Origin of the sequence: Nannocystis sp. RBIL2 (genome assembly GCF_026626745.1) — a bacterium.
In the GTDB taxonomy this organism is placed as follows: domain Bacteria; phylum Myxococcota_A; class Polyangia; order Nannocystales; family Nannocystaceae; genus Nannocystis.
Genome location: NZ_JAPNJW010000001.1, coordinates 5629360 through 5653544 on the forward strand (window position 1 = coordinate 5629360; position 24185 = coordinate 5653544).

Sequence of the window (24185 nt, forward strand, 5' to 3'; positions counted from 1 at the left end):
CCGACGCAGCGCTGCTACTCTGGGCGCGATGCGGAGGTCGTGCTCGTCCCCTGGCGTCGCGTTCGCGCTGACCGGCCTGCTCGCATGCGGCACCGGCCCCGCGTATCAGACCGGCGACGGCAGCACCACCACGACCTCGCTCGGCGGCTCGACCTCAACCTTCGCTACAGTCACCACCGCCACGCCGACCACCGATGACGACGCGAGCGCGGGCGCCTTCATCGCTCGCCCCGACACCGCCATCCTCGAGTGCGACCTCTTTTTACAAGACTGTCCCGAAGGACAGAAGTGCACCGCGCTGAGCGGCAGCGGCCCGCTCGACACCTTTCGCTGCGTCCCGGTCGCCCGCGATCCCGACCATCCGGGCGAGCCGTGCTCGACCGGCGAGCACGCGTTCGACGGCCTCGACTCGTGCGCCGCCGGTTCGTTCTGTTACGAGCAGGGCGCCGATCCGTCCGACCGCGTGTGCGTCTCGTTCTGCACCGGCAGCCCCGACGCGCCCAGCTGTCCTCCGCAGGGCCTGCCCGAGTGCAGCACCGCCCACTGGTGCTCGATCTTCGGCTCCGGCCTGTCGGTCTGCCTCCCGGGTTGTGACCCGATCCGCGATCCTTGCTCCGACTCGCAGGTGTGCGTCCCGCTCGCGCTCGGCCGCGGCATCGTGTTCGAGTGTCTGACCGACGCCTCCGGATCCGCGGGCGCCTTTGGCGACGGCTGCAACGACGGCAGCGAGTGCGACCCCGGCCTCCACTGCGCCGGCCCGGGCGCAGCCCTCGAGTGCGACCCGAACGCCGCCGGCTGCTGCGTCCCGTGGTGCGACCTCACCCAGCCGTCTGCGTGCCCCGGCGCGGGACAGGCCTGCCAGCCGTTCTACGGACCCGACGAGGCCCCGCAGTGCCTGCACCTCGGCGTGTGCCGCCGGACGCCGTGACCGACGAGCCATCGCGTGGCGTGTAGCAACTCAGGACATGTCCTCTCGGACATCTGGCGATTCACTACGACCCGTCGCCCTCATGCTTTGTCGCGCGAGGCATCGAAAGAATTCTCAGCGCAGCGGCGCCTCGGTCGCGTGTGTCCCATCGGACATGCCCGAACGCGCAGCCGCCAGCAGCAGCCGCTTCTCGGCGGCGGCCACGGTCGCGCGGGTCTGGTGGACCGCGTCGACGTTGACGGAGATCGACGTGATCCCGAGGCGCACCAGCGTCTCCGCGAATTCGGGCCGATTCGACGGCGCCTGCCCGCACAGCGACGACGTGAGCCCGTGCGCGCGCGCAGTGGCGATGATGCGGGCGATCGCGTCGACCACCGCCGCGTCGGACTCGTCGAACAGCTCCGCGCACAGCTCCGAGTCGCGGTCGACCCCGAGCATCAATTGAGTGAGATCGTTCGAGCCGATCGAGACCCCGTGGATCCCCAGGCGCGCGTACTCGGGGATCCAAAACGCCACCGACGGCACCTCGGCCATCACCCAGCGGAGCAGGCCCCGGTCGCTCCCCAGCCGGCTCTTGTCGAGGCGCTCGAGGCAGCGCTCGAGCTCCCAGCGGGTGCGCACGAACGGGATCATCACGTGCAGGTTTTGCGACTCCTCGCGGACCTGCGCCAGCGCCTCGAGCTCGAGGTCGAACAGCGCCGGGTCGCGGATGTAGCGGAAGCAGCCGCGGTACCCGATCATCGGGTTGTCCTCGCGCGGCTCGTGGCGCTCGCCGCCGCTGAGCCCGCGGAACTCGTTGCTGCGGAAGTCGTAGGTCCGGTAGATCACCGGCCGCGGCGCGAACGCCCGCGCGATCTGCCGCAGGCGCTCCGCCATCGCCGCCACGAACTCGCGGCCCCCGCCGCGGGCCACCAGGTCGCGCGGGTGCTGGCCGGCCAGCGCGTCGAGGATCATGAACTCTGCGCGCAAGAGCCCAACCCCGTCGACCGGCAGCGCCGCCGCCTCGGCCGCGCGCTCGGCCAGCGCGAGGTTGACGTACAGCCGGGTCGCCAGCGCCTCGCTCGGCGCGGTCGGCTCGCCGACGCTCGGCGTCACCACCTCGACGCGCTCCGGCTTCGCGCCCGCGAGCACCTGCCCGCGCTTGCCGTCGACCGTCACCAGCTCCCCGTCGCGCAGCACGCGGGTCGCCTCGCGCGCGCCGACGATCGCGGGGATCTTCAGCTCGCGGCTGACGATCGCCGCGTGACAGGTCATCCCGCCGGAGTCGGTCACGACCGCGGCGGCGCGGCGCATCGTCGGCACCCAGTCGGGCGACGTCATGGCCGCGACCAGGACCTCGCCCGCCTCGAGGCGGCCGCCCTCGTCGGGCGAGCGCAGCACCCGGACCTTGCCGCTGGCCGTCCCGGGCGACGCCCCGAGCCCGTGCAGCAGCACGCGCCCGCGCGCCGCCTCGACCGGCCCCGCCGCGACCTTCTGCAGGGTCGTGATCGGCCGCGTCTGCACGAGGAAGAACGCGCCGCCGGCCTCGGCCCACTCGACGTCCTGCGGCGCCCCGTAGTGCGCCTCGACCTGCGCCCCGAGGCGCGCGAGCTGCAGCAGCTCGTCGTCGCTCAGGACCCGGCGGTTCGCCTCGTCTGTCCCGAGAGACACCTTGCTCTCGTGCCCGCGGGCGTCGCGGACGATCTTGAACTGCTTGGACCCGACGCGCGCCGAGCGGACCGTCGGCCCGGCCTTGGCGAGCACGTAGGTGTCGACCTCGACCTGCCCGCCGACCACCACCTCGCCGAGGCCGAACGCCGCCTCGATGACGATCGTGTCGCGGTCGCCGCTGGCGGGGTCGGCGGTGAACATCACCCCCGAGCGAGCCGCGTCGACCATGGCCTGCACCACCACCGCGATCGTCGGCTCCTCGCCGATGCTCTCGGCCTTGCGGTACGCGAGCGCCCGCTGCCCGTAGGCCGAGGCCCAGCAGGCGACGATCCGCTCGCACAGGGCCGCGGTGCCGACCACGTTGGTGTACGTCTCGTGCATCCCCGCGAACGACGTCGAGCCGGCGTCCTCGCTGGTCGCCGACGACCGCACCGCGACCGGCACGTCGGCGCCGAGCTCCGCGTAGGCCCCGGCGATCGCCGCCCGCACGTCCGCCGGCACGCCCGCCCGCTGGACCAGCGCCCGCATCCGCGCCGACGCCTCCGCCAGCCCCTGCGGCGATTCGGCGTCTGTCTTTTTGAACATGTCGAAGAGCTCAGCCCGCACCGCGGCCGCGTCCACCGCGGCGAGGAAGGCCGCGGTGGTGACGACGAAGCCGCCCGGCACGGGCAGGCCGGCGCGGGTCATCTCGCCGAGGTTGGCGCCCTTGCCGCCGACGCTCGGGACGTCGGCGGCCGACAGCTCGGAGAGCCACGCGATGTACGTCGCCATGGCCCCACTATGGCGAATGTCGCGAGGGCCGCTACTGCGAGGACTTGGGCCACTCGGTGTGGACGAACACTCCGGGGGCGTCGACGCGTTCGTAGGTGTGACTGCCGAAGTAGTCGCGCTGGGCCTGGATGAGCGATGCGCTGCCGCGCGACTGGGTGAGTGTGTCGAACCACGCCAGCGAAGCGGACAGCCCGGGGATCGGGTGACCGGCCGCGGCCGCCGCCGCGACCACGCGGCGCCAACCGGGCAGGCGGCGCGCCACGTCGGCGGCGAAGTCGGGCGCGAGCACCAGCAGCTCGGGCTTGTCGCCGGCAGCCTCAGGCCCGGAGGGCCGTGAAGCTTCCGCGAAGGCGGCCCGGATCCGCTCGAGGAAGACCGCGCGGATGATGCAGCCGCCGGTCCAGATCCGGGCGACCTCCGCCAGGTTGGTGCCGTAGTCGCGGGCCTCGCTGGCCGCCTGCAGCAGCGCAAAGCCCTGCGTGTAGCTGGCGATCTTGCTGGCGTACAGTGCGTCGCGCAGGTCGGCCGGCGAGACGCCCTGGATCACCCCGCGAGCCGGCCGCAGCGCCGCCTCGGCGCGCGTGCGCAGGTCCTTGCCGGCCGACAGCAGGCGGGCGTCGACGGCCGCGGCGATCGTCGGGATCGGCACCCCGTGCTCGGCCGCCGCCGCCACCGTCCACTTGCCGGTGCCCTTCTGCCCGGCGCGGTCGAGGATCGCGTCGATCAGCAGCGCCCCCGCGTTCTGCGGGTCGGGCGCGCGCAGGATGTCGGCCGTGATCTCGATCAAGTAGCTCTCGAGCTCGCCGCGGTTCCACTCGGCGAACGTGTCGGCGACCTGTCCCCAGGGCCAGCCCATGCCCTCGCGCATCAACGCCGTGACCTCGGCGATCAGCTGCATGTCGCCGTACTCGATGCCGTTGTGCACCATCTTCACGAAGTGCCCGGCCGAGCCGCGCCCGCAGTAGGTCACGCACACGCCCGAGGCGCTGCGGGCCGCGATCGCCTCGAGCGGCGGGCGCAGGCGCTCCCACGCGTAGCGGTCGCCGCCCGGCATGATCGACGGCCCGAGCAGCGCGCCCTCCGAGCCGCCCGATACGCCCATGCCGACGAACCGCCACGGCCGCGACTCGGCGCGCGCGACCCGGCGGTCGGTGTCGGTGTAGAGGCTGTTGCCGCCGTCGACGACGATGTCGCCGTCCTCGAGCAGCGGGTCGAGCTGGTCGAGCACCGAGTCGACCGCCGGCCCGGCGTTGACCATCAACACCAGCCGCCGCGGCCGCTCGAGCATCCCGACCAGCTCTTCGAGCGTGGAGGCGATCCGCAGGTGCGCCTCCGGATGCGCCGCCGCCAGCGCGTGCGCGTGCTCGACGGTGCGTTGATAGCCCGCCACGCGCAGCCCGCGGCTGGCGAAGTTGCGGGCGAGGTTACCGCCCATGACGCCGAGGCCGACCACGGCCAGATCGCACAGCCCTGTCTCACTCATCGCTCTCACCCTCCGAATCGATGTCGGTCGCAATCACGAGGTACGCGAGCGCCGTCGTCGGCAGGCCCGCCTCGCGCCTTATCACTCGCCGCAGCGCGGCCCGCTTGCCCGCGCCCGCGGCCATCATCACCGCCAGCGGCGTCGCCCGCAGCACCGGCAGCGTCAGGCTCATCCGCCGCGGCGGCGGCTTCGGGCTGTCGGCCACGAACACCGCCGCCCCCGCGGCCTGCAGCGCCGCGTGCCCGGGGAACAGCGAGGCGACGTGCCCGTCCTCGCCGAGGCCCAGCAGCGCCACGTCGAGCGCGCCCGCGAAGCTGCGCACGAACTCGCGCCCGAACCGCTCCACCGCGCGCACCGGGTCGTCGTCGTCGTCGGCCCACAGCGGCAGCACCCCCCGCGGCGGCGGCAGCCCCAGCCGCAGGTACGCCCCGCGGTTGCTGTCGGGCTCGCTCACCGGCACGCAGCGCTCGTCGACCCACGTGAGCTGTACTCTCGACCATGTCCCTTGCGGCAGGTCCTTGAGGACATGCGGCAGCACCGCCAGCGCCGAGCCGCCGGGGATCGCCAGGCGGCACGCGCCGCGCTGGGCGTCGACGCGGGCGATCGCCCGGGCCAGCCGCTCCGCCGCGGCCTCGCTCGGCTGCGAGGTGCGCACGATCTCGAGCGTCGGCGTCATCCCTCCGACCACCCGCCCTCGCAGCCGTTGAACAGCTCGTCGGCCTGCTCGGGGCCCCACGAGCCCGCCGCGTACTGGGCCGGCGGCGGCGCGTCGGGCCGGTCCCAGGCGCCGCGGAACGCGTCGGCGAACCGCCAGCTGGCCTCGATCTCGTCGGCGTGGAGGAACAGCGTCTGGTCGCCGTTCAGCGCGTCGAGCAGCAGCCGCTCGTAGGCCGGCGCGGTGCGATCGCCGAAGCGCTCGCGGTAGTCGAAGTCGAGCTCGGCCGGGGCCATGACCATGGCCGCGCCCGGGCGCTTGACCCCGAACGCCAGGCGGATCGCCTCGCGCGGCTGGATCGAGATCGTCAGCGCGTTGGGGCGGATCTGGCACAGATCGCCCTGGCGCAGGCGCTCGCGGAACTCGTCGTCGCTGATGCCCTCGGGGCGGTTGAACAGCTGCACCGGCGGCACGCGGAACTGGATCCGCACCTCCGTGAACTTCTTGGGCAGGCGCTTGCCGTGGCGCAACAAAATCGGCACCCCGCCCCAGCGCCACGAGTCGCACTCGGCCCGGATCGCCACGTACGTCTCGGTGCGCGAGCCGTGCGGCACGCCCTCCTCCTCGGCGTAGCCCGGCACCTTCTTGTCGCCGACGCGGCCCGCAGTGTACTGCCCGCGGACCGAGTAGCGCAGCGCGTGCTCCGGCCCGGGCACGTGCAGGCTGCGCAGGAACTGGATCTTCTGCCCGCGGATCGCCGCCGGCTCGAGCGAGCTCGGCGGCTCCATCATCGCCAGCGCCAGCACCTGCAACATGTGATTCTGCAGCATGTCGCGCAGCGCGCCGGTCGAGTCGTAGTAGGCCGCCCGCCCGCGCTCCATCCCCAGGTCCTCGGCGACCGTGACCTGCACGTGCTCGACGTGGTGCCGGTTCCACAGCGGCTCGAAGATCGCGTTGTGGAAGCGGAACCCGAGCAGGTTCTGCACCGTCTCTTTCCCGAGGTAGTGGTCGATGCGGTAGATCTGGTCCTCGCGCAGCGACTCGTGCAGCTGGCGGTTCAGCGCCGCCGCCGAGGCCAGGTCGTGCCCGAACGGCTTCTCCACCACCACCCGCCGCCACGCGCGAGCCTCGTCGGCGCGCACGTGCAAGAGCCCGCCGACCGACAGCAGCGCGACCGTGGGCGCGAACAATTCTGGCTTCAAAGACAGGTAGAAAAGGCGCCCCGCCTCGCGCCCGCCGGGCAGCTCGTCGAGCCGACGCGACAGGCGGTCGAGGTCCTCGGGCGCGCCGACGTCGCCGGGCAGGTAGTGGACGCGCGGCGCGAGGGCGTCGAAGTCGGCCCGCTGCTCCTCGGGCATGGCCTCGCGGATCTGGCTGCGGTAGGTCTCGTCGTCGAGCGGACGGCGAGCGACCCCGAGCACGTGGAAGCCGCCGTTCGGGCGGCCGCGGGCGGCGAGGCTGGTGAGGGCGGGCATCAGCTTGCGCAGCGTGAGGTCGCCGCTCGCGCCGAAGATCACGACGTGCGCCGGAGGAGAGGAGGACATGAGGCGCGGCAATGGTAGCCCGCATCGCCGCGCGCGGCAGCCCCCACCGCCGGGCGGGCGAACGCGGGGTCGCGTGGTACATTGCGCGCGGCCATGGATCCCGAGCGCCAGCGCCAAGCCGAACAACGTCGACGAGAGCGCCGCTGGGACCTGTTCGGGCCCTACCTCGCAGAACGCGCGTGGGCCACCGTGCGCGAGGACTACAGCGAAAACGGCGACGTGTGGCGCTACTTCCCGCACGACCACGCGCGCTCGCGGGCCTACCGGTGGAACGAGGACGGCCTCCTCGGCTTCAGCGACGACCACCAGCGGCTGTGCTTCGCCCTGGCCCTGTGGAACGAGCGCGACCCGATCTTGAAGGAGCGGCTGTTCGGGGTCACCGGGCCGCAGGGGAACCACGGCGAGGACGTCAAGGAGGTCTACTTCTACCTCGACAACACGCCGACCCACAGCTACATGCGGGCGCTCTACAAGTACCCGCACGCGGCCTACCCGTACGAGCGCCTGCTCGCCGAGAACGCCCGCCGCTCGCGCACCGAGCCCGAGTTCGAGCTGGTCGACGCCGGGGTGTTCGACGAGGGCCGCTACTTCGACGTGTTCGTCGAGTACGCCAAGGCCGGCCCGACCGACATCCTCGTCCAGGTCACCGCGCACAACCGCGGCCCCGAGCCGGCCCCGCTGCACCTGCTGCCGACGCTGTGGTTCCGCAACACCTGGGCCTGGTCGAACGACCCGCGCGTCCCCTCGCTCACCCCGGTCGGCCGCCCCGACGGCCTGCCGGCGATCGTCGCCGAGCACCGCGAGCTCGGCGAACTGTGGTTCGTCGCCGACGCCGCCGGCGACCTCCTGTTCACCGACAACGAGACCAACGCCGAGCGGCTGTGGGGCGCCGAGAACCGCACCCCGCACGTCAAGGACGCCTTCCACCGCCACGTCGTCGGTCGTGAGCCCGGGGTCCTCGCCCAGGACGGCACCAAGTCGGCGGTCCACCTGCGCGCAGTGGTCGCCCCCGGCGAGAGCTGGACGGTGCGCCTGCGTCTGTCCCAAAAGACAGCCTCACCGCAGTGCCCGGCCGAGCCGGTCGCGGGCCCCGAATTCGCCCCGTTCGCCGACTTCGACGCGGTGATGCAGGCCCGCCGGGCCGAGGCCGACACCTTCTACGACGGCGTCCGCGCGCACATGACGGACGACGAGCGGCAGGTGTTCCGCCAGGCGATCGCCGGCCTGTTGTGGTCGAAGCAGTTCTACCACTACATCGTCCGCGACTGGCTCGCCGGCGACCCGGCCCAGCCGCCGCCGCCGCGCGAGCGGACGAACGGGCGCAACGTCGACTGGAAGCACCTCTACAACCACCACGTCATGTCGATGCCCGACACGTGGGAGTACCCGTGGTACGCCGCGTGGGACCTGGCGTTCCACTGCCTCCCGCTGGCGCTGGTCGACCCGGAGTTCGCCAAGTCGCAGCTCGACCTGCTGACGCGCGAGTGGTTCCTCCACCCGAACGGGGCGATGCCGGCGTACGAGTGGAACTTCAGCGACGTGAACCCGCCGGTGTTCGCGTGGGCGACCTGGCGCGTCTACAAGATCGAGCAGCGCCACGGGGGCCACGGCGACCGGGCCTTCCTCGAGGCGATGTTCCACAAGCTGCTGCTGCACTTCACCTGGTGGGTGAACCGCAAGGACTCGGCCGGCAAGAACATCTTCCAGGGCGGCTTCCTCGGGCTCGACAACATCGGCGTGTTCGACCGCAGCGCCGGCCTGCCGCGCGGCGGCGTGCTCGAGCAGAGCGACGCCACCGCGTGGATGGGCATGTTCTCGCTCAACATGATGACGATCGCGCTCGAGCTGGCCCGCGAAAACCCGGTCTACGAGAAGATCGCCAGCAAGTTCTTCGAGCACTTCCTGTCGATCGCCGACGCCATGAACAACCTCGGCGGCGAGGGCATCGGCCTATGGGACGACCAGGACGAGTTCTTCTACGACGTCCTGCACCTGCCCGACGGTCGCGCGCTTCGCTTGCGGGCCCGCTCCCTGGTCGGCCTGATCCCGCTGCTCGCGGTCGAGACCGTCGAGCCGCTGCTGCTCGAGCAGATGCCCGGCTTCCGCCACCGCCTCGAGTGGTTCTTGGCCCACCGCCCCGACCTGGCGCGCCTGGTCTCGCGCTGGTACGAGCCGGGCGCCGGCGAGCGCCGCCTGCTCGCCCTGGTCCGCGGCAGCCGCATGAAGCGCCTGCTGCGGCGCCTGCTCGACCCCAAGGAGTTCCTGTCCGACTACGGCGTGCGCTCCCTGAGCAAGATCCACGCGACCGAGCCGTACCGCCTGCACATCGACGGCAGCACCCTCTCGATCGGCTACGAGCCCGGCGAGTCGCGCACCGGCCTGTTCGGCGGCAACAGCAACTGGCGCGGCCCGGTGTGGTTCCCGATCAACTACCTCATCATCGAGGCGCTGCAGAAGTTCCATCACTACTATTCGGACGACTTCCGCGTCGAGTGCCCGACCGGCTCCGGCAACTACATGTCGATCCGCGAGATCGCCGACGAGCTGTCGCGCCGCCTCACCCGCCTGTTCCTGCCCGACGCCCGCGGCCGTCGCCCCTACGCCGGCGACGACCCGCGCCAGCACGACCCGCACTGGCGCGAGCACCTGCAGTTCCACGAATATTTCCACGGTGACACCGGCCAGGGCCTCGGCGCCAGCCACCAGACCGGCTGGACCGCCCTGGTGGCCAAGCTGCTCCTGCAGCAGTGCCCGCCGCCCGACGACGATCACTGACGTCTGCAGCGAGCTGTCCCGAAGGACATCCGATTTTCAGGGCGTCCAATACATCCGCGCCCACCCATGGGTCGCAGTGTTGCCGTGGAAGTCCTCGGCCGTCGCGGTCCATTCGTAGGCCACGTAGCTCAGCGTCCATCCCGGGTTACAGGTCGCGTAGTCGCTGAGGCGGACCAGCGGGCCGGTCCACACCCCGTTCGACACCGTCGACCCGACCGAGCCCGACTGCGTGTCCACGAACGGCGCGAGCAACCCCGACGTATTCTGACCGAGGTCGCCCTGCACACAGGTGCGCGTGAACTCGTGGTTCATGGTGACCTTCCGGGTCCCGCCCGCGTCGGTGCCGGCGGCGATCACCAGGTAGTAGAGGTTCGGGTCGGCGACCTCGAACGACAGCGGCGTCTGGGTGCCGCCGCTGATCGCCTCGTACACCTCCGCGCGATAGACCGCCGCCCACGCGACCGGCGGGGTGCTGTCGCTCGCCGGCACCGTCACGTCGTAGAAGTAATCGCAACCGACCAGCGCCATTGCCAGCGCCAGCAACCCTGCCCCCTGGCGCCGCTTCTTCAATCCTCGATGTTCGCGCATACGTCCTCGTCGAGCCGTGCGGCCCGTGACAGATGAATCTCCGGCGCCCGGGGACGCCGGGAAGGCCAAAGCCTCCCCACAGCGTCGGTGAAGGATCCTCAGCTGTCGATCGCAGGCCCACCGATGACGTCGCGCGCCAGGACCGGCCCGAGCCGGCATCTCCGCGCGGCTCAGGGCCTTCCTTGCGAACTCGTCCGCGCTCGTGGCCGCGAGAGATGCTCCTTACGCGGCCTCGCTAGCGCGGCCGCTCGCCGAGCAGGCGCAGTCGCGAGAAGGGCGACATGTCCCTCCGGACATGTCGCCCATTCCCCCCGGCAACGCTCTCGGCTCGCCGCCGAGCAGGTCACGCTCGCATCGACATGTCCCTCAGGACATGTCGCCAGCTCACCCGGGCAGCGCGTCTGGCTCGTCGCCCTCGACGTCGAGCTCGAGGTTCTCATAAAAATCATCGCTGACGATGAACAGCGGCCAGTCGGGCTCGATCTCGACGAAGCCGCGGCGCTCCTGGAACATCGCCACGTCGTCGAACTCGCCCTGGTACCAGCCCCACAGGAAGCGGACGCGCAGCGGGTCGATGTTGCGGGCGCGCAGCTCGTCGACGATGTCGGCGATCTCCTGCTCGTCGAACTCGTCGATATAGCTCTCGGCCTCGTCGATCAGCTTGCCGAGGTAGGAGATCCCCCGCTTCGTCAGCTTGTAGAGCTGGGCCTTGCGATCGATCTCGATGTAGCCGTCCATCACCAGCGTCTCGAGCACCGGCTCAAGCGGGGCGTGCTGCGGCTCGAGCAGCACGGGCAGGCGGATCCCGCCCTCGCCGCCCTTGAGGTCGAGCTTCTTGAGGACGTACATCCCGGCGTAGACGATCTTCTTGGCGTGCGAGACGGTCATGGTGCTCCTGTCAGCAGCTGTACCAGCGTGCGGCCGCGAGCTGAACGAACGCGCCGTCGGCGAGCGACCAGTCGGTCGCGCCGGGCCGGCGGCGCAGCCAGGCGACGACGTCGCCTGTCCCGTAGTACATGCGCCGCCCGGCCAGCGCGGGCGGCTTGGAGATCCGCGCGCGCCGGGGGTTGCACAGCGCGAGCACGATCGTCTTGGCCTCGCCGACGATCGCCGGCACGCGCGCGGCGAGGAACTCCGACAGCAGCGCGATCGCCGAGTCCTCGGCGGAGAGCGTGAACTCGAGGTTGATGTCGCTCGGCACCCCGCCCCTGCGGGGCACCGCGATCTCGTCCTCGTCGGGGCTGTGGAGCGCGAGCACCAGCGGCGACTCGACCCACAGCGTCTGGTCCTCGCCGACCAGCTCGACCCCGGGCAGCGCGCACCAGCCGTAGCGCGTGTGCTCGTGGTCGACCGGGACGTCGCCGTCCCGGTCGAGCCCGAACAGCGCCAGCGGCGGCGTCTGCTCGAACGGCAGGTCGCGCAGCGAGCTCATGTCAGGCGCGCAGCAGCACGCGGCTTCGCTTCGACCCACCCTTGGAGTGGATGCCGAACCCGCCGCCGCGTCGACCGCCGCCGCCGCTCGAGCGGCCCGAGCCGCCGGAGCCCCACGCCCCGCCGCGGCTGCCGTACGAGCGGCCCGAGCTCGCGCCCGACTTCGGCGGGAACTTGCTCGGGTTGGCCGAACGATAGCTGTCGCGGTGAGCCGCGAGCGCCCCGGCGCGGGCCGGGCTGGTGTTGTACGGCACCATGTACATCGGGCGGTAGCCCGGCATGAACATGTTGCTGAGGAACGAGCCGAGCATCATGCCCGCGGCGATGTCCCACATCGGCGAGTGGTAGTGCGAGTACGGGCCGGCGCCTGCGATCTGGTACTTCGCGGCGCCCTCGCCGACGAGGTCGCGCTTGATCGTGAAGATCTTCTCGGACTCGCCGGCGCCGCCGTCGCCGTCCTTGTCGAAGAAGCCGGTGACCACCTGCGACTTGTCGTCCTGGTCACGCACCGAGATGCTGATGACCTCGTCGCCCGTGTAGATCTCGTTGACGCGCTTCTCGAAGTCCTCCGGCCCCTCGGCGTCGCGGTAGGCCTGGTTGACCGCGTCCCAGTCGATCTCGACGCGCGTGTCCTCGGTGACGACCCAGCGCTCGTTCGAGCGCCCCGACTCGCAACCGGTGACTCCGCCCAGCGCGACCGCCGCCGACAGCGCGACAACGAGAGGACGGACCGCAACCATTGACAGTGGACTCTTCATGGGTGTCTTTCGCAGCGCGGGCTTCCCGCGCCGCATCGCAAAAACTAATGCCCAGGTCCACCCCCGTCAAGGATCGGGGCGAGAGGCCCGCGCGTGTGCTCACGGGCTCGCGGTCGCGGCCTCGGCCTTGTTGCCGTCGTCGTTCGCGCTGGACGCGGGGCCTGCGGAGCCGGCGGCGCGCCCCGGGGCCTTCTTGCTCGCCTGCCCCGAAGCCGCCTCGATCGCCGCGTCTTCGCTCGGCCGCTCGCCGGGCTCGCCGCGGAGCTCCTCGGGCAGCTCCGTGCCCTCGACGCGCTCGAGCAGGATGAGCCCCATCGTGTCTTCGAGCACGCGGAACTTGCCGCGCTCGACCAGCCGCTTGTAGCGGCGGTCGTCCTCCTTGCTGAAGCTGTAGACGTCGGTAAACAGGACCACGTATTGCGCGTCGGCAATCATGGGCCAGTGGTACGCGTACCGCCGGTTCGAGAAGTGCGGCCCGATCTCGTGGCTCACCGTCACCTTCGCGTCCGGGCCGATGCGCGCCACGATCTCCTGCACCTTCGCGTAGCGGTCCAACATGTGCTGCGTCGGCCGCCGCTCGAGGCGGGTCCAGCCGGCCACGAACGACGCGTTCTCGAACAGCACGCCGCGCTTCCACGACACCAGCAGCGAGCCGGTGAGCATGCCGAGCAGCAGCGTCCAGGCCACGCGGGCGCGCGCCAGCCCGAGCCTGCGCAGGCGCTCGCTGTCGACCGCGCGCGCGAGGCCGTCGGGCAGCGCCGCGAACAGCATCGGGAACAGCAGCGCCGAGTACTGGTAGTGCAGCGAGAACAGGTGCTTGCGGCTGGCCAGGCCGAGGAACAGCAGGCCGTGGAGCATCAGCACCACCTTGCGGCCGGCGACGAACGGCAGCGCCAGCAGCGGCAGCAGCAGGTGGAAGAAGAACAGCAGCTTCTCCTCCTTGAACAGCACCAGCAGCGCGAACAGCGGGTTGGTCAGCAGCGTGGTGAACAGCCCGCGCGCGCCCTCCTTCTCGTGCGGGATCATCTCCTCGTAGAAGTAGATGTACGAGTACGCCTTGTCGGCCGACATCAGCAGGCTCGAGTCGGCCATCACGAACGCCTTGACGTACGCGAGGTACATCAGGCTGACGGCGATCGTCACCAGGCCGGTGCGCGTGCGGCTGATGAGGATCGCGTAGGCGCCGATGAAGCAGTTGAGGAGGCTCATGTCCTCGCGCGTCGCCAGCAGCAGCGCGAACACCAGCCAGTAGCGGCGCAGATGCCCGCAGTCGAGCAGGTACACCGCCCACATCGCCAGCGGCACCATCAGCGCCACCGAGTGGAAGTCGAACATGTTGACCCGTGCAGCGCGGGGTACAGGAAGTAGACGATCGTCAGGATCGTCGCCATCCACTCGTTCTTCAGCCGGCGCCGCGCCGAGAGCCACAGCGGCAGCGCCCCGCTGGCGAGCCACAGCGTCTGCACCACCAGCAGCGTCTCGGCGTGCGGGTAGAGCAGGTACAGCGGCGCGATCAGCAGCAAGATCGGGTCGAAGTGCGCCGACATGTGATTGCCGCCGCGGATCAGCGAGCAATCGAGGAAGTGCCCGTGCGCCGTCTGCCACACCAAGTTGTCGTAGATCCCGAGGTCGTAGACCGTCGTCGCCAGGTTGCGGTGGTCGAGCAGCGAGAACCAGCACAGCAGCGCGCAGTAGCCGAGCAGCCCGGCCGCGAACACGCCTCGCGCCAGCCGCCCGTCGCGCGCCGGCACGAACGGGTCCTCCGGCGGCGCGAACCGCTTGAGCCCGAGCGCGCGGTAGAAGAACACCATCGCCAGGGCCGTGACCGCCGCCATCAGGAACGAGGTGAAGACCGGGTGCTTGACCTCGATGCGGACCGCGCTGAGGCCGATCAGCAGCGGCCCCGCGAGCAGCACGAAGGCCCAGCGATTGGTCGCGGCGAACGACGCGCCGAGGCCGAGCTCGGGCTCGGTCCGCCGGCGGCGCCGCCAGATCGCGACGTAAGCCGCGGTGGTCGCCACCACCGACGCTGCGATCGCCGCCAGCACCTCGTACCGCTGGCCGATCGTCAGGTCGTTCTTCACGACGAAGCGCAGCGCCGGTGCGCGCAGCAGGGGCCACAGCGCGAGCCCCGGCGAGATGGCGATCAGCAGGTACAGCGGACCCCAGCTCCACAGCTGCGCGACCGTCGCGTCGATGGCCCGCAGCAGGCGTCCCTTCGGCGGTTCGGTCTCCGGTGTCGTCGTCATAAGGCCTGTCTCGCGGGGCCCGCCGCGGGCGAAGGACCGCGTTCCCGGGCCTTTTTTCCGGACGGCGGAGTGTAACAGCGGGCCCAGCAGCCCAGCAAGCCGCGCTCTTTTGCGGCACACTTCACCCGTCGTGCTCCTGTTTCTCGTTCGTCACGCCATCGCCGCCGAGGCCACACCCGACCGCCCCGACGCGTCACGCCCGCTCACGCAGGCGGGCGAGCGCAAGTTCGCCGCCGCGGTGAAGGGCGCGCGCCGACTCGGCTGGCGCTTCGACCGCCTCTACCACAGCCCGCTCCTGCGCGCGGTCCAGACCGCAGAGCTCTTGCAGCCTCTGCTTGAAGGCCAGAGCCAGAGTTTGACCGATCTGGCGCGCCCGCCGGACCTCGAGATGCTCGCGCACATCGAGGGCGAGCGCGTCGCGCTGGTCGGTCACGAGCCGCACCTCAGCGCGCTGCTGGCGTTCTTGACGGTCGGTGAGATCGCTCGCGGCGAGCGGTTTCCGCTCAGGAAGGGCGGGTTCGCCTTGCTCTCCGGACCGCTGCGTCCGGGGTCGATGGAGCTGCAGGCGCTGGTTCTGCCGAAAATGCTGCGAAAGCTCGGCGCCTGATACTCTGCGCCCCGCTGCGATCATGGCGCCCGTCGAGCTCACCCATCCGAGTCTCTACATCAACCGCGAGCTGAGCCAGCTCGAGTTCAACCGCCGCGTGCTCGAGCAGGCGATGGACCCGCGCGTGCCGCTGCTCGAGCGCCTGCGCTTCATCACCATCGTCAGCACCAACCTCGACGAGTTCTTCGAGATCCGCGTCGCCAGCATCAAGGAGCAGGTCGGCTTCGGCCTGCCGCAGGTCGGCCCCGACGGCCGGACCCCGCAGGACGCCCTGCGCGCGCTCAAGGAGGCCGCGCAGCAGCTCGTGCGCGAGCAGTACGTGTTCTTGCAGCAGCAACTGCTGCCCGCGCTCGCGGCCGAGGGCATCCGTCTGCTCAAGCTCTACACCTGGACCCCGGAGCAGAGCGCCTGGCTCGAGGATTACTTCGACCGCGAGGTCCTGCCGGTGCTCACGCCGATCGGCCTCGACCCGTCGCACCCGTTCCCCAACATCCAGAACAAGAACCTCAACCTGATCGTGGCGCTCGCCGGCAGCGACGCGTTCGGCCGCGACAGCGGCACCGCGGTGGTGCAGATCCCCCGCAGCCTGCCGCGCCTGGTGTTCCTGCCGCCCGGCGTCGCCGACTGCCCGCACGGCTACGCCCTGCTCGGCTCGATCGTCACCACCTTCGTCCACAAGCTGTTCCCCGGCATGCAGGTCCGCGGCTGCTACCAGTTCCGCGTCACCCGCGACAGCGAGCTGTGGGTGCAGGAAGAGGACGTCGAGGACCTGCTCAACGCGCTCAAGGGCGAGCTCCGCACCCGCAACTTCGGCGACGCCGTGCGCCTCGAGGTCAGCGACACCTGCCCCCCGGAGATGGCGGAGTTCTTGCTCAGCAAGTTCGACCTCCAGCCCGACGATCTGTACCGCGTCGACGGCCCGGTCAACCTCCACCGCCTGGCCGCGATCTACGACGTCATCAAGCGCCCCGAGCTCAAGTACCCGCCGTTCATCCCCGGCCCGCGGCGCACGCCCGGCGCCGAGATCGATCTGTTCGCCGAGCTGCGGCGCGGCAACATCCTGCTGCACCACCCGTACGAGAGCTTCTCTCTGGTGCTCGAGCTGGTGCGCCAGGCCGCGCGCGACCCGAAGGTGCTGGCGATCAAGCAGACCCTCTACCGCACCGGCGCCGACTCGCCGATGGCCGAGGCGCTGCTCGAGGCGGCGCGCGCCGGCAAGGAGGTCACCGCGGTGGTCGAGCTGCGGGCCCGCTTCGACGAGGCCGCCAACATCGACCTCGCCACCCGCCTGCAGCAGGCCGGCGTCACCGTGGTCTACGGCATCGTCGGCTACAAGACCCACGCCAAGGCGCTGTTCATCGTCCGCCGCGAGGACGGCCGCTACCGCCGCTACGTCCACCTCGGCACCGGCAACTACCACAGCGTCACCGCCCAGTTCTACACGGACTTCAGCTTCCTCACCTGCGACGACGCGATCGGCGAGGACGTGCACAACGTGTTCATGCAGCTGACCGGCCTCGGCACCGTGCCGCGCATGAACAAGCTGCTGGTCTCGCCGTTCACCCTGATGGACCGGCTGATCGCGCTGATCGACCGCGAGGCCGAGCACGCGCGCCAGGGCAAGCCGGCGCGCATCGTCGCCAAGCTCAACGCGCTCACCGAGGTCAAGGTCATCGAGGCCCTGTACCGCGCCTCGCAGGCCGGCGTGACCATCGACCTGATCGTCCGCGGCGTCTGCTGCCTGCGCCCCGGCGTGCAGGGCGTGTCCGACAACATCCGCGTGCGCTCGATCGTCGGCCGCTTCCTCGAGCACCACCGCATCTACCACTTTCACAACGCCGGCGAAGAGGTCACCTACGGCGCCAGCGCCGACTGGATGTCGCGCAACCTGCTGCGCCGCGTCGAGACCGCGTTCCCGATCGAAGAGCCGGCCCTGCGCGCCCGCGTCGTCACCGAGGGCCTGACGACCTACCTCGCCGATAACACCCAGGCGTGGGAGCTGCAGACCGACGGCAGCTACGTCCGCTGCGCCCCCGTGCCCCCCGACGAGCCCCGCCCGGCCCAGGAGACCCTGCTCCGCCTGCTGTCCGCCAACCAGGGCGCCGCCCAGGCCCAGCGCCAGATCCTCGAGGACCTGCTGGTCCGCCAGGACATGCTCGAGTGATTTGTCCTGAAGGACATGTCCATGACGACATGTACCTTCAGGCGCTCGCCTCACTCCGCCAGGACGATGTCGCCGCGGTCGACGAGCACGTAGGTCTCGACCAACTGCCCGCTGTCCTCGAGGTCAGGCTCGCTCGCGGTCGCCGGCGCCAGCCACAGCCCGGCGTTGCCGCCGTACACCAGCCACGACACGCCCGCGCCGCTGTCCTCGACCGGGCAGGCCCACGCAGGCGCATCGGCGTCGAGGCTGCCGTCGCTCCGGCGCTGCAGCCCGCGCGCGCGCCGAGGCCCCGCGCCGTCGAGGTCGACCGTGTGCACCCGCTGCGGCGGCTCCAGCCGGCGGAAGGTCAACTGAACCGGCTCGGTGAACGTCGCGTCGTCGACCTCGACGGTCAGAAAGTCGGAGCTCATGCGCCGGGTATCGCACGGACCCGCCCGCACGTCACGAGCAGCCGCGGCGTGTCGATCGGCGCCCACTGCTCGACGGCGTAGCACCCACGTCCCAGCCACACGCCCGCCCGCGCCTCCGAGGCCCGCCGCACCAGCTCCGCCCGCCCCGCCCATCGCGACGGCCGCCACCACGGCACCCCCGGCGGATGCGCCAGCTCGATCAACACGCCGCCGCCCTGCACCACCTGCAACACGTCCGCGGGCGGCTCCACGCCCCCGAGCGCCATCACCACCACCAGGCCATCGAGCCCGCTCGCGCCCGCCGGCGGGACCCATCCCAGCCGGTGGCGCAGCGCCGTCGTGGTCGCCCGCGCGGCCCGACCTCCGCGCCCGCGGCCCGCGTCCGAACCTGTCCAAAGGGCCACCTTCTTGCCGCTCAGCGCGGCGAGCAACCACTCGGCCAGCCCCGGCCCGGGCAGCAGCAGGTCCATGACCCGCGCGGTGTACCACGCCCGCGTCCGCCGAGCCGCCGCTCCGCCCGGTGGTACGACGCCCGCGACCGCCATCCTCGCTCCTCTGGACGCAGTCGTCTTCAACAGCGCATCACCCGCGGCGCCATCGGTGGCCTCTCGAAGCCATCCCCCGAGGACTGTCGCAGCCGAGCGCTTCACTGTCACAGGCCGAGCGCGACGTCGTCCGTCCCGGTCCTCGCGCATCCGCTACAGTCTCGCCGTGCTCGTCCTCGGCGACTCGCCCGGGCCTGACGCCGCGCCCAAGCCGGCCGTCCTCTCGCGCCTGCTCCGCGCCGGCCTTCCGGTCCCGCCCGGCCTCGCCTGCAATGCAGAGGAGCTGGCAGAGAGCGCGGTGCGTGAGCGCCTCGCCGACCTCCTGGCCGGCGGTCCGGTGATCGTCCGGGCCGCGCTTACGAGCGAGGACACCATCGACGCCGCCGCTGCCGGCCTCGGCCTGTCCGTGCCCGACTGCCACGGCCTCGCCGACATCGAGCGGGCGGCGGCCGCCATCGCCGAGGCCGCCGGCGATCCCTGGCTCCGGCGCTACAGCGGCGGCGCCCCGACCTATCAGCTGCTCGTCCAGCGCCAGGTCGAGCGCCGCTGGCTCGCTGTCGCCGCCGCCGACCGCGGCGGCGCGCGCCTGCTCGAGCTGCACGACCCCACCCGCGCCGACGCCCTCGCCGCCGGCGCCAGCCCGAGCTGGTCCGGCCCGCTCGCGCTCGCCGAACCCGCCCTGGCCGCCGCCATCACCAGCATCTTCGACCATGTCGCAGAGGTCATGTCTGAAGTGACAGCCCTCGACCTCGAGCTCGTGGTCGACCCGGCCGGCACCGTGTGGCTGGTCCAGGCGCGGCCGCTCGCGCGCCCCCTCGTGCCCGGCTGGCCCGACTTCCTCGCCGCAGTCGCCCCCGGTGCGGACCGCGTCCCCGACCTCCCCGGCCTGTGGAAGCTGGACGGCGAGCACAACCCCGCCGTCCTCTCGCCCGCCCACGCCGGCGTCATCACCTGGCTCATCGGACAGGGAGCCGGCCTGCGCGTCCTCGGCGGCTGGCTGTACGAGCGCGCCTCGTCCTCCGGCCGCCCCGGCGTCGACCCGCATCACGCTCTGGCCGAGCTGCGTCGGCGCCATCTCCCGGCCGCGCGGCGGGCCCTCGAAGCGTTCATCGACGACCTCGCCGGAGATCTCCGCCCGCTGCTCCCGCGCGCTCTCGAGCACCTGCGGGCCATCATCGCAGTCCACGCCGAGCTGCGCGTCGAGCTCCCGCGAGATCTCCCGGCGCCCGATCCGCGGTCCCTCCTGTCCCTGCACGACCGCGGCGACTACCTCGACGTCCTGCCCGCGGCCTGGGACATCGCCAGCCCGGCCCTCGCCGACCTGGTCGATCCGACATGTCTCGAGCGCAAGCCCGCGGGCCGTGAGGCCGACGGCGCGACCGGCGATCCCCCGGCCTCCTTCGCTCGCGGACCCGAGAGCGACGCCGATCCCGCCGACCCGCAGCGGGCCGCCGTCCTCGTCCGCGAGCTCGACGACCACCTGTTCGCGCTCGGCCTGGCGCCGCTGCGGCGGATCTACCTCGCAGCGGGCGGGCGCCTCGGGCTCGGCGACGACGTCTTCCTGCTCGCGCCCGACGAGCTGGGCGAGGCGCTCGCCGGCCGGGACCTCCCCGATCTCGCTGCCCGCCGCCGCCAGCAAGAACAGTTCGCCTCGCTGCAGCCGCCGCCGGCTCTGTTCGACGGCCGGCCCGTACCCGTCTCACCGCGGCGGCGGCTCGGCGGCATCCCCGTCGGTCTCTCCATGCGCGGCGCAGTGGCGCAGCGGAGCGACCTCGCCGACCTGCTCGCGCGCCCGCCGGCGCCCGACGCAGTGGTCGTCCTGCCGGCGCTCACCGCCCAGGCGGCGGTCGCTCTGCGGGCGCTCGGCGTGCGCGCTGTCTGCTGCGAGTACGGCGGCGCGCTCAGCCACGCCGCGCTGATGGCCCGCGAGCTCGGCCTGTCGGCGCTGATCGGCTGCACCGGCTGCAGCGAGCTGCCCGACGGCCTCGAGGTCGAGCTCGACACCCGCGTCGGTCGCCTGCGCGCGCGCTCTCCCGACCTGTCCTGAAGCACAGGTCATTCCTGCCCGGCGCCGGTCTCGGGCGCGCGGCCGGACATGTCCCTTCAAACAGGTTAGATGGCCTGTCTCTTGAACCAGGTTCGCCGACCCGGCGCCGCCTCCGCGGCCTAGATCTCGTCTTCCGAGAGGTGCTCCTCGCGGAGCTTGGGGGCCGGGCGCGGCTTCGCGGCTGCGGGGGCGGCGGCGACCGGCTTGGGCGCGGCCGTCTTGCGCTCCTGGACCTCGACGTCGTCGCCGTCGTCCTCGACGAGCGGGGCGGTCGACAGGTTGACGCGGGCGCGCAGCTCCTTGCCGACCTTGAAGAACGGCAGGCGCTTCGGCTTCACGTGGACCGACCCGCCGGTGCGCGGGTTCCGGCCCTCGTAGGACTTGTACTGCCGCACGGTGAAGCTGCCGAAGCCGCGGATCTCGATGCCCTCGCCGCGGACCATCGCTTCCGTCATGGCTCCGAAGATCGTCCCGACGACCAACTCGGCCTTGCCCTTGGTCAGCTTCGCAGCTTCGGACACGCGCTCGATGAGTTCGGATTTGGTCACGTCGCAGATCTCCCAGACCGCCGGGGGCGATGATGTTAGGCGGAAAAAACGAGGGATCTCAAGCAGTAAGACGGTCCCTGAGGCCGCTAGGGCACTGGCGGCGGATCGCCTGCCCTGGCGTCCCACGGACCCTCACGTCCGAACAACTCCAGGTTGAGCGCCGACAGGTCCAGACCGGCCTGGGCGGCCAGCCAGGCATACGCCATGCGCACCCGAGCCTGCGGACCGCCGACCCGGATCAGCAGCGCGGGATCCGCCGGCCAGCGTTCGGCCGCCGGAGTGCCCTTGACGAACGCCAGCAGCCCTGCTGGGCCGCCCTTGCCGGCCGTCGCCCGTCGCCAGGCCAGCAGATCGGCCAGCAGCGGATGCAGGTCGGCCCACAGCACCACCGGAGCGGCCCCGGCCTCGCGCCAGCGCGCACGCGGCCGCTCCTCGCCGTTCAGGCCGGCCGCCGCCTGTTCATGACGGGTCTGACAGCGAGCCGGACCGGCCAGCTGCGACTCGCGGAGGCAGCCTGGCCAGCGTTCGGCCGCCGCGCGGAGGGCCGCGTCCTGGGCCGCGCCGGTGGGCAGCGCCTCGAGGGCGGCCAGGGCCGCGTACTTGGCGGCCATCGCCGTACACGTCGCCCGGTCCACGGGCCGGTCCCAGTAGCGGGCCCGCCAGGACGAGAGCGCGCTCGTCGCCGGATCGATCACATCCCCAGTGTAACCCTGCTATGGTGAGGCGAAGCGCCCGGAAAAATTCCGCGGAAAGGTTGTCGGATCGGTGACACGCAACGCCCGCCCCATGGATCAGGCCCTGCCGATCACCGATCTGTTCGCCGCCGACGCGACCACCGAAGCCGCCGCCTCCACCGAGGCGCGCGCCCCCGAGTACCTCACCACCGAGGAGCAGCTCGTCCTCGCCGGCGCGCGCGCCGGCAACCCGCGGGCCTTGCGGCAGTTCTACGAGGCGCACCAGTCCCAGGTCCGCGGCCACCTCTATCGCCTGCTGGGGCCCGACAGCGAGATCGACGACATCGTCCAGACCGTGTTCGCGCGGGCCTTCGCGGCGCTCGGCACCTTCAAGGGCAACTCGGCGCTCAGCACGTGGCTGTACCGGATCACCACCAACACCACGCACAACCTGCTGCGCCAGCGCTTCCGTCGCAACCGCGTCAAGTCGGCCTTCCAGTGGTGGACCGACGGGCGAGACGCGCACCTGCAAACCGGCCGCGTCGACGTCCGCGGCGAGGCCGAGCGGCTGCTGCAGCGGCTCGCGCCTGACCTGCGTGAGGTCTTCGTCTTCTATCACTACGAGGGCCTCACCCTGCAGGAGATCTCCCAGATCCTCGACAAGCCGGTCTCGACTGTCGGCGACCGGCTCACCCGCGCGCGCAAGCGCCTCCACGACCTCGTCAACGGCGACGCATGAACCACGCGCTCCACGACGACTCTGCTCCGCGCTACGGCTGCCTCGAGTGCCGCGAGGACGCCGAGCTCGTCGTGTGCGATCGCCTGCACTCCGAGGGCCTCGCCCGCTACCACGCCCACCTGCGCGGCTGCGACGCCTGTCGCCGCGCCCATCAATTGCTCGCCGCCGTCTACCGCGGCCCTGACCCGGCCAGCTCGGGCCCCGGCATGGTCTCCCGCGATCGCGAGTTCGGCGCGATCCTCCGCAAGGTCCGCGCCTCCGCACCTGTCCCTTGGTACAGGCAGAACGTCAGCCTCGTCGGCGTCACCGCGCTCGCCGCCGTGCTCGCGTGGGTGGTCATCAGCCCGACGCACGGCCCCGCCTCCTCGGCCGACGCCGGCGGTGACGCGCCCGACCTGCTCGCCAGCCTGCCCGCCCTGCCGCCCGCGCGAGCCGAGCCCGCGCGCCCCGCCGGCCTCGATCACCACGCCCAGGCCGACTACGGCCGCGTCGTCGCCGGCAACAGCTTCGTCGCCGAGGGCGAGCGCCCCGTCGCCACCGACACCTTCCCGGTCGGCACCCGCTTCGAGGTGTTCCCGGGCAGCAGCATGCAGATCGGCCTGGTCGGGAAGATCCTCGCCAACTTCGGCAGCGGCTCCGAGGTCCACTGGACGCGCGCCGATCCGGGCCTCGTCGAGCTCGACCTGCGCCGCGGCATGATCGCCGTCCGCTACGAGCGCCTGCCCGCCGATCCGATCCTCAAGATCCGCACGCCCTCCGCGATCGTCCGCGTCGTCGGCACCGTCTTCACCGTCGAGGTCGACGACCACGGCGACACCGCCGTCGCAGTGTTGCGCGGCGAGGTCGAGGTCCTCGATCTCAAGACCGAAGATCTGCTCGCCGAGGTCAGCGCCGGCTATCGCTTCGACGTCGCCCGCTCGACCTACGCCGACGTCGGTCGGCCCGAGGTCGGCCTCGCCATGCCGCTCAGCGACGGCGACGGCGAGGGCCAGTTCGTCTTCGCCGACGGCACCATCCCGCCGAGCTGGGTCGTCCCCGGTCTGCCCGACGTCCCCGGCCTGCGCCGCCTCGAGCACATCGTCGTGCGCACCCCCGCCGCCGACGATCGCCCCCGCATCGATCGTCCGCACGCCTCCGCAGCCAAGCGCGGCCGCCAGGTCCGCGGCGACGACGGCCAGGCGCTCATCGACAAGCTCGTGCGCGAGACCCGGGCCTCGCGCCGCGATCAGCTCATGGCCTCGCTCGCCCATTGCCAGGGCCTCTACGAGTCGGCCGAGACCCGCTACCTGTCGGCCCGCTGCCTCACTCAATTCATGAGCGAGCACGGCGACGAGGACATCGCCGAGGGCCACCTCCTGATCGGCATCCTGCGCATGGACTTCGCCAACGACTACCCGGCCGCCAAGCAGGCGTTCGAGAAGTTCCTGGCCCGCGCCCCCGACCACGCCGACGTCGAGCTCGCGCGCTACCGCTTGTGGCTCGCCAGCACCGAGAACGGCGACATCCACGAGGCCATCGAGCACGGCCGCGATTATTTGCGGCGTCACCCCGACGGCAAGTACGCCGGCAAGATCCTCCAGCGCTTCCCGCAGCTGGTCTCCGAGCTGTAGCACCCGACT

21 protein-coding genes are annotated in these 24185 nt (G+C 71.7%); 7 read left to right on the top strand and 14 right to left on the bottom strand.

Going from position 1 to position 24185, the window contains the following annotated elements:
- Positions 1 to 28 precede the first annotated feature (28 nt).
- On the top strand, positions 29 to 928 hold the full coding sequence (locus tag OV090_RS22405; RefSeq protein ID WP_267706093.1) for a hypothetical protein: 900 nt from the start codon (positions 29 to 31) through the stop codon (positions 926 to 928).
- 114 nt (positions 929 to 1042) lie between these two features.
- Here the strand turns inward: OV090_RS22405 and ppsA are convergent, their stop codons facing one another.
- From ppsA to zwf, 4 genes are read right to left on the bottom strand one after another with little or no spacing between them, the layout of a single operon-like run.
- Positions 1043 to 3349, bottom strand: a complete 2307-nt coding sequence (gene ppsA / locus OV090_RS22410; protein WP_267706095.1) for a phosphoenolpyruvate synthase — start codon at positions 3347 to 3349, stop codon at positions 1043 to 1045.
- Positions 3350 to 3380: 31 nt separating this feature from the next.
- A complete protein-coding gene (gene gndA, locus OV090_RS22415; protein WP_267706098.1) occupies positions 3381 to 4832 on the bottom strand; it encodes an NADP-dependent phosphogluconate dehydrogenase in 1452 nt (483 codons plus the stop codon).
- The gene (gene pgl, locus OV090_RS22420) at positions 4825 to 5508 is read right to left on the bottom strand and encodes a 6-phosphogluconolactonase (RefSeq protein WP_267706100.1); all 684 of its coding nucleotides are present in this window, start codon (positions 5506 to 5508) and stop codon (positions 4825 to 4827) included. The genes gndA and pgl overlap by 8 nt, the downstream gene beginning before the upstream one ends.
- Positions 5505 to 7031, bottom strand: a complete 1527-nt coding sequence (gene zwf / locus OV090_RS22425; RefSeq protein WP_267706102.1) for a glucose-6-phosphate dehydrogenase — start codon at positions 7029 to 7031, stop codon at positions 5505 to 5507. The genes pgl and zwf overlap by 4 nt, the downstream gene beginning before the upstream one ends.
- Before the next feature lie 93 nt (positions 7032 to 7124).
- Between zwf and OV090_RS22430 the strand changes: the two genes are divergently transcribed.
- Positions 7125 to 9806 carry a glucosidase gene (locus OV090_RS22430; protein ID WP_267706104.1) on the top strand — a complete coding sequence of 894 codons (2682 nt, stop codon included), beginning with the start codon at positions 7125 to 7127 and terminating at the stop codon, positions 9804 to 9806.
- Between the two features lie 36 nt (positions 9807 to 9842).
- Here the strand turns inward: OV090_RS22430 and OV090_RS22435 are convergent, their stop codons facing one another.
- The 6 genes from OV090_RS22435 to OV090_RS22460 form a co-directional block, all read right to left on the bottom strand.
- Positions 9843 to 10376 carry a hypothetical protein gene (locus OV090_RS22435; protein WP_267706106.1) on the bottom strand — a complete coding sequence of 178 codons (534 nt, stop codon included), beginning with the start codon at positions 10374 to 10376 and terminating at the stop codon, positions 9843 to 9845.
- Positions 10377 to 10778: 402 nt separating this feature from the next.
- On the bottom strand, positions 10779 to 11282 hold the full coding sequence (locus tag OV090_RS22440; protein ID WP_267706108.1) for a hypothetical protein: 504 nt from the start codon (positions 11280 to 11282) through the stop codon (positions 10779 to 10781).
- Between the two features lie 10 nt (positions 11283 to 11292).
- Positions 11293 to 11826, bottom strand: coding sequence for a hypothetical protein (locus OV090_RS22445; RefSeq protein ID WP_267706109.1), 534 nt, complete (start codon positions 11824 to 11826; stop codon positions 11293 to 11295).
- A gap of 1 nt (position 11827) precedes the next feature.
- Positions 11828 to 12565: a hypothetical protein gene (locus tag OV090_RS22450; protein ID WP_267706110.1), complete on the bottom strand. Its 738-nt coding sequence runs from the start codon at positions 12563 to 12565 to the stop codon at positions 11828 to 11830.
- Positions 12566 to 12682: 117 nt separating this feature from the next.
- Positions 12683 to 13918 (bottom strand): DUF2079 domain-containing protein, encoded by a 1236-nt coding sequence (locus OV090_RS22455; protein ID WP_267706111.1) that lies wholly within the window; start codon positions 13916 to 13918, stop codon positions 12683 to 12685.
- Complete coding sequence (locus tag OV090_RS22460) at positions 13891 to 14832, bottom strand: DUF2079 domain-containing protein (RefSeq protein WP_267706113.1); 942 nt, start codon at positions 14830 to 14832, stop codon at positions 13891 to 13893. The genes OV090_RS22455 and OV090_RS22460 overlap by 28 nt, the downstream gene beginning before the upstream one ends.
- A 130-nt stretch (positions 14833 to 14962) precedes the next feature.
- Between OV090_RS22460 and OV090_RS22465 the strand changes: the two genes are divergently transcribed.
- Positions 14963 to 15439: a phosphoglycerate mutase family protein gene (locus tag OV090_RS22465; RefSeq protein WP_267706116.1), complete on the top strand. Its 477-nt coding sequence runs from the start codon at positions 14963 to 14965 to the stop codon at positions 15437 to 15439.
- Positions 15440 to 15461: 22 nt separating this feature from the next.
- On the top strand, positions 15462 to 17603 hold the full coding sequence (gene ppk1 / locus OV090_RS22470) for a polyphosphate kinase 1 (RefSeq protein ID WP_267706117.1): 2142 nt from the start codon (positions 15462 to 15464) through the stop codon (positions 17601 to 17603).
- A gap of 50 nt (positions 17604 to 17653) precedes the next feature.
- Here ppk1 and OV090_RS22475 read toward each other — a convergent pair whose 3' ends face one another.
- Both OV090_RS22475 and OV090_RS22480 read right to left on the bottom strand, forming a co-directional pair.
- Positions 17654 to 18013: a hypothetical protein gene (locus OV090_RS22475; RefSeq protein ID WP_267706119.1), complete on the bottom strand. Its 360-nt coding sequence runs from the start codon at positions 18011 to 18013 to the stop codon at positions 17654 to 17656.
- Complete coding sequence (locus OV090_RS22480) at positions 18010 to 18483, bottom strand: hypothetical protein (RefSeq protein WP_267706121.1); 474 nt, start codon at positions 18481 to 18483, stop codon at positions 18010 to 18012. Before OV090_RS22480 ends, OV090_RS22475 begins: the two co-directional genes overlap by 4 nt.
- A gap of 241 nt (positions 18484 to 18724) precedes the next feature.
- On the opposite strand from OV090_RS22480, the gene OV090_RS50805 reads away from it, so the two are divergent.
- Positions 18725 to 20605 carry a PEP-utilizing enzyme gene (locus OV090_RS50805; RefSeq protein ID WP_267706123.1) on the top strand — a complete coding sequence of 627 codons (1881 nt, stop codon included), beginning with the start codon at positions 18725 to 18727 and terminating at the stop codon, positions 20603 to 20605.
- Between the two features lie 119 nt (positions 20606 to 20724).
- Here OV090_RS50805 and OV090_RS22490 read toward each other — a convergent pair whose 3' ends face one another.
- The gene (locus OV090_RS22490; protein WP_267706125.1) at positions 20725 to 21153 is read right to left on the bottom strand and encodes an HU family DNA-binding protein; all 429 of its coding nucleotides are present in this window, start codon (positions 21151 to 21153) and stop codon (positions 20725 to 20727) included.
- 86 nt (positions 21154 to 21239) lie between these two features.
- Positions 21240 to 21848 carry a hypothetical protein gene (locus OV090_RS22495; RefSeq protein WP_267706126.1) on the bottom strand — a complete coding sequence of 203 codons (609 nt, stop codon included), beginning with the start codon at positions 21846 to 21848 and terminating at the stop codon, positions 21240 to 21242.
- Positions 21849 to 21939: 91 nt separating this feature from the next.
- Between OV090_RS22495 and OV090_RS22500 the strand changes: the two genes are divergently transcribed.
- Positions 21940 to 22566: an RNA polymerase sigma factor gene (locus OV090_RS22500; RefSeq protein WP_267706128.1), complete on the top strand. Its 627-nt coding sequence runs from the start codon at positions 21940 to 21942 to the stop codon at positions 22564 to 22566.
- Positions 22563 to 24176, top strand: a complete 1614-nt coding sequence (locus OV090_RS22505) for a FecR domain-containing protein (protein WP_267706131.1) — start codon at positions 22563 to 22565, stop codon at positions 24174 to 24176. Before OV090_RS22500 ends, OV090_RS22505 begins: the two co-directional genes overlap by 4 nt.
- Positions 24177 to 24185: the final 9 nt, after the last annotated feature.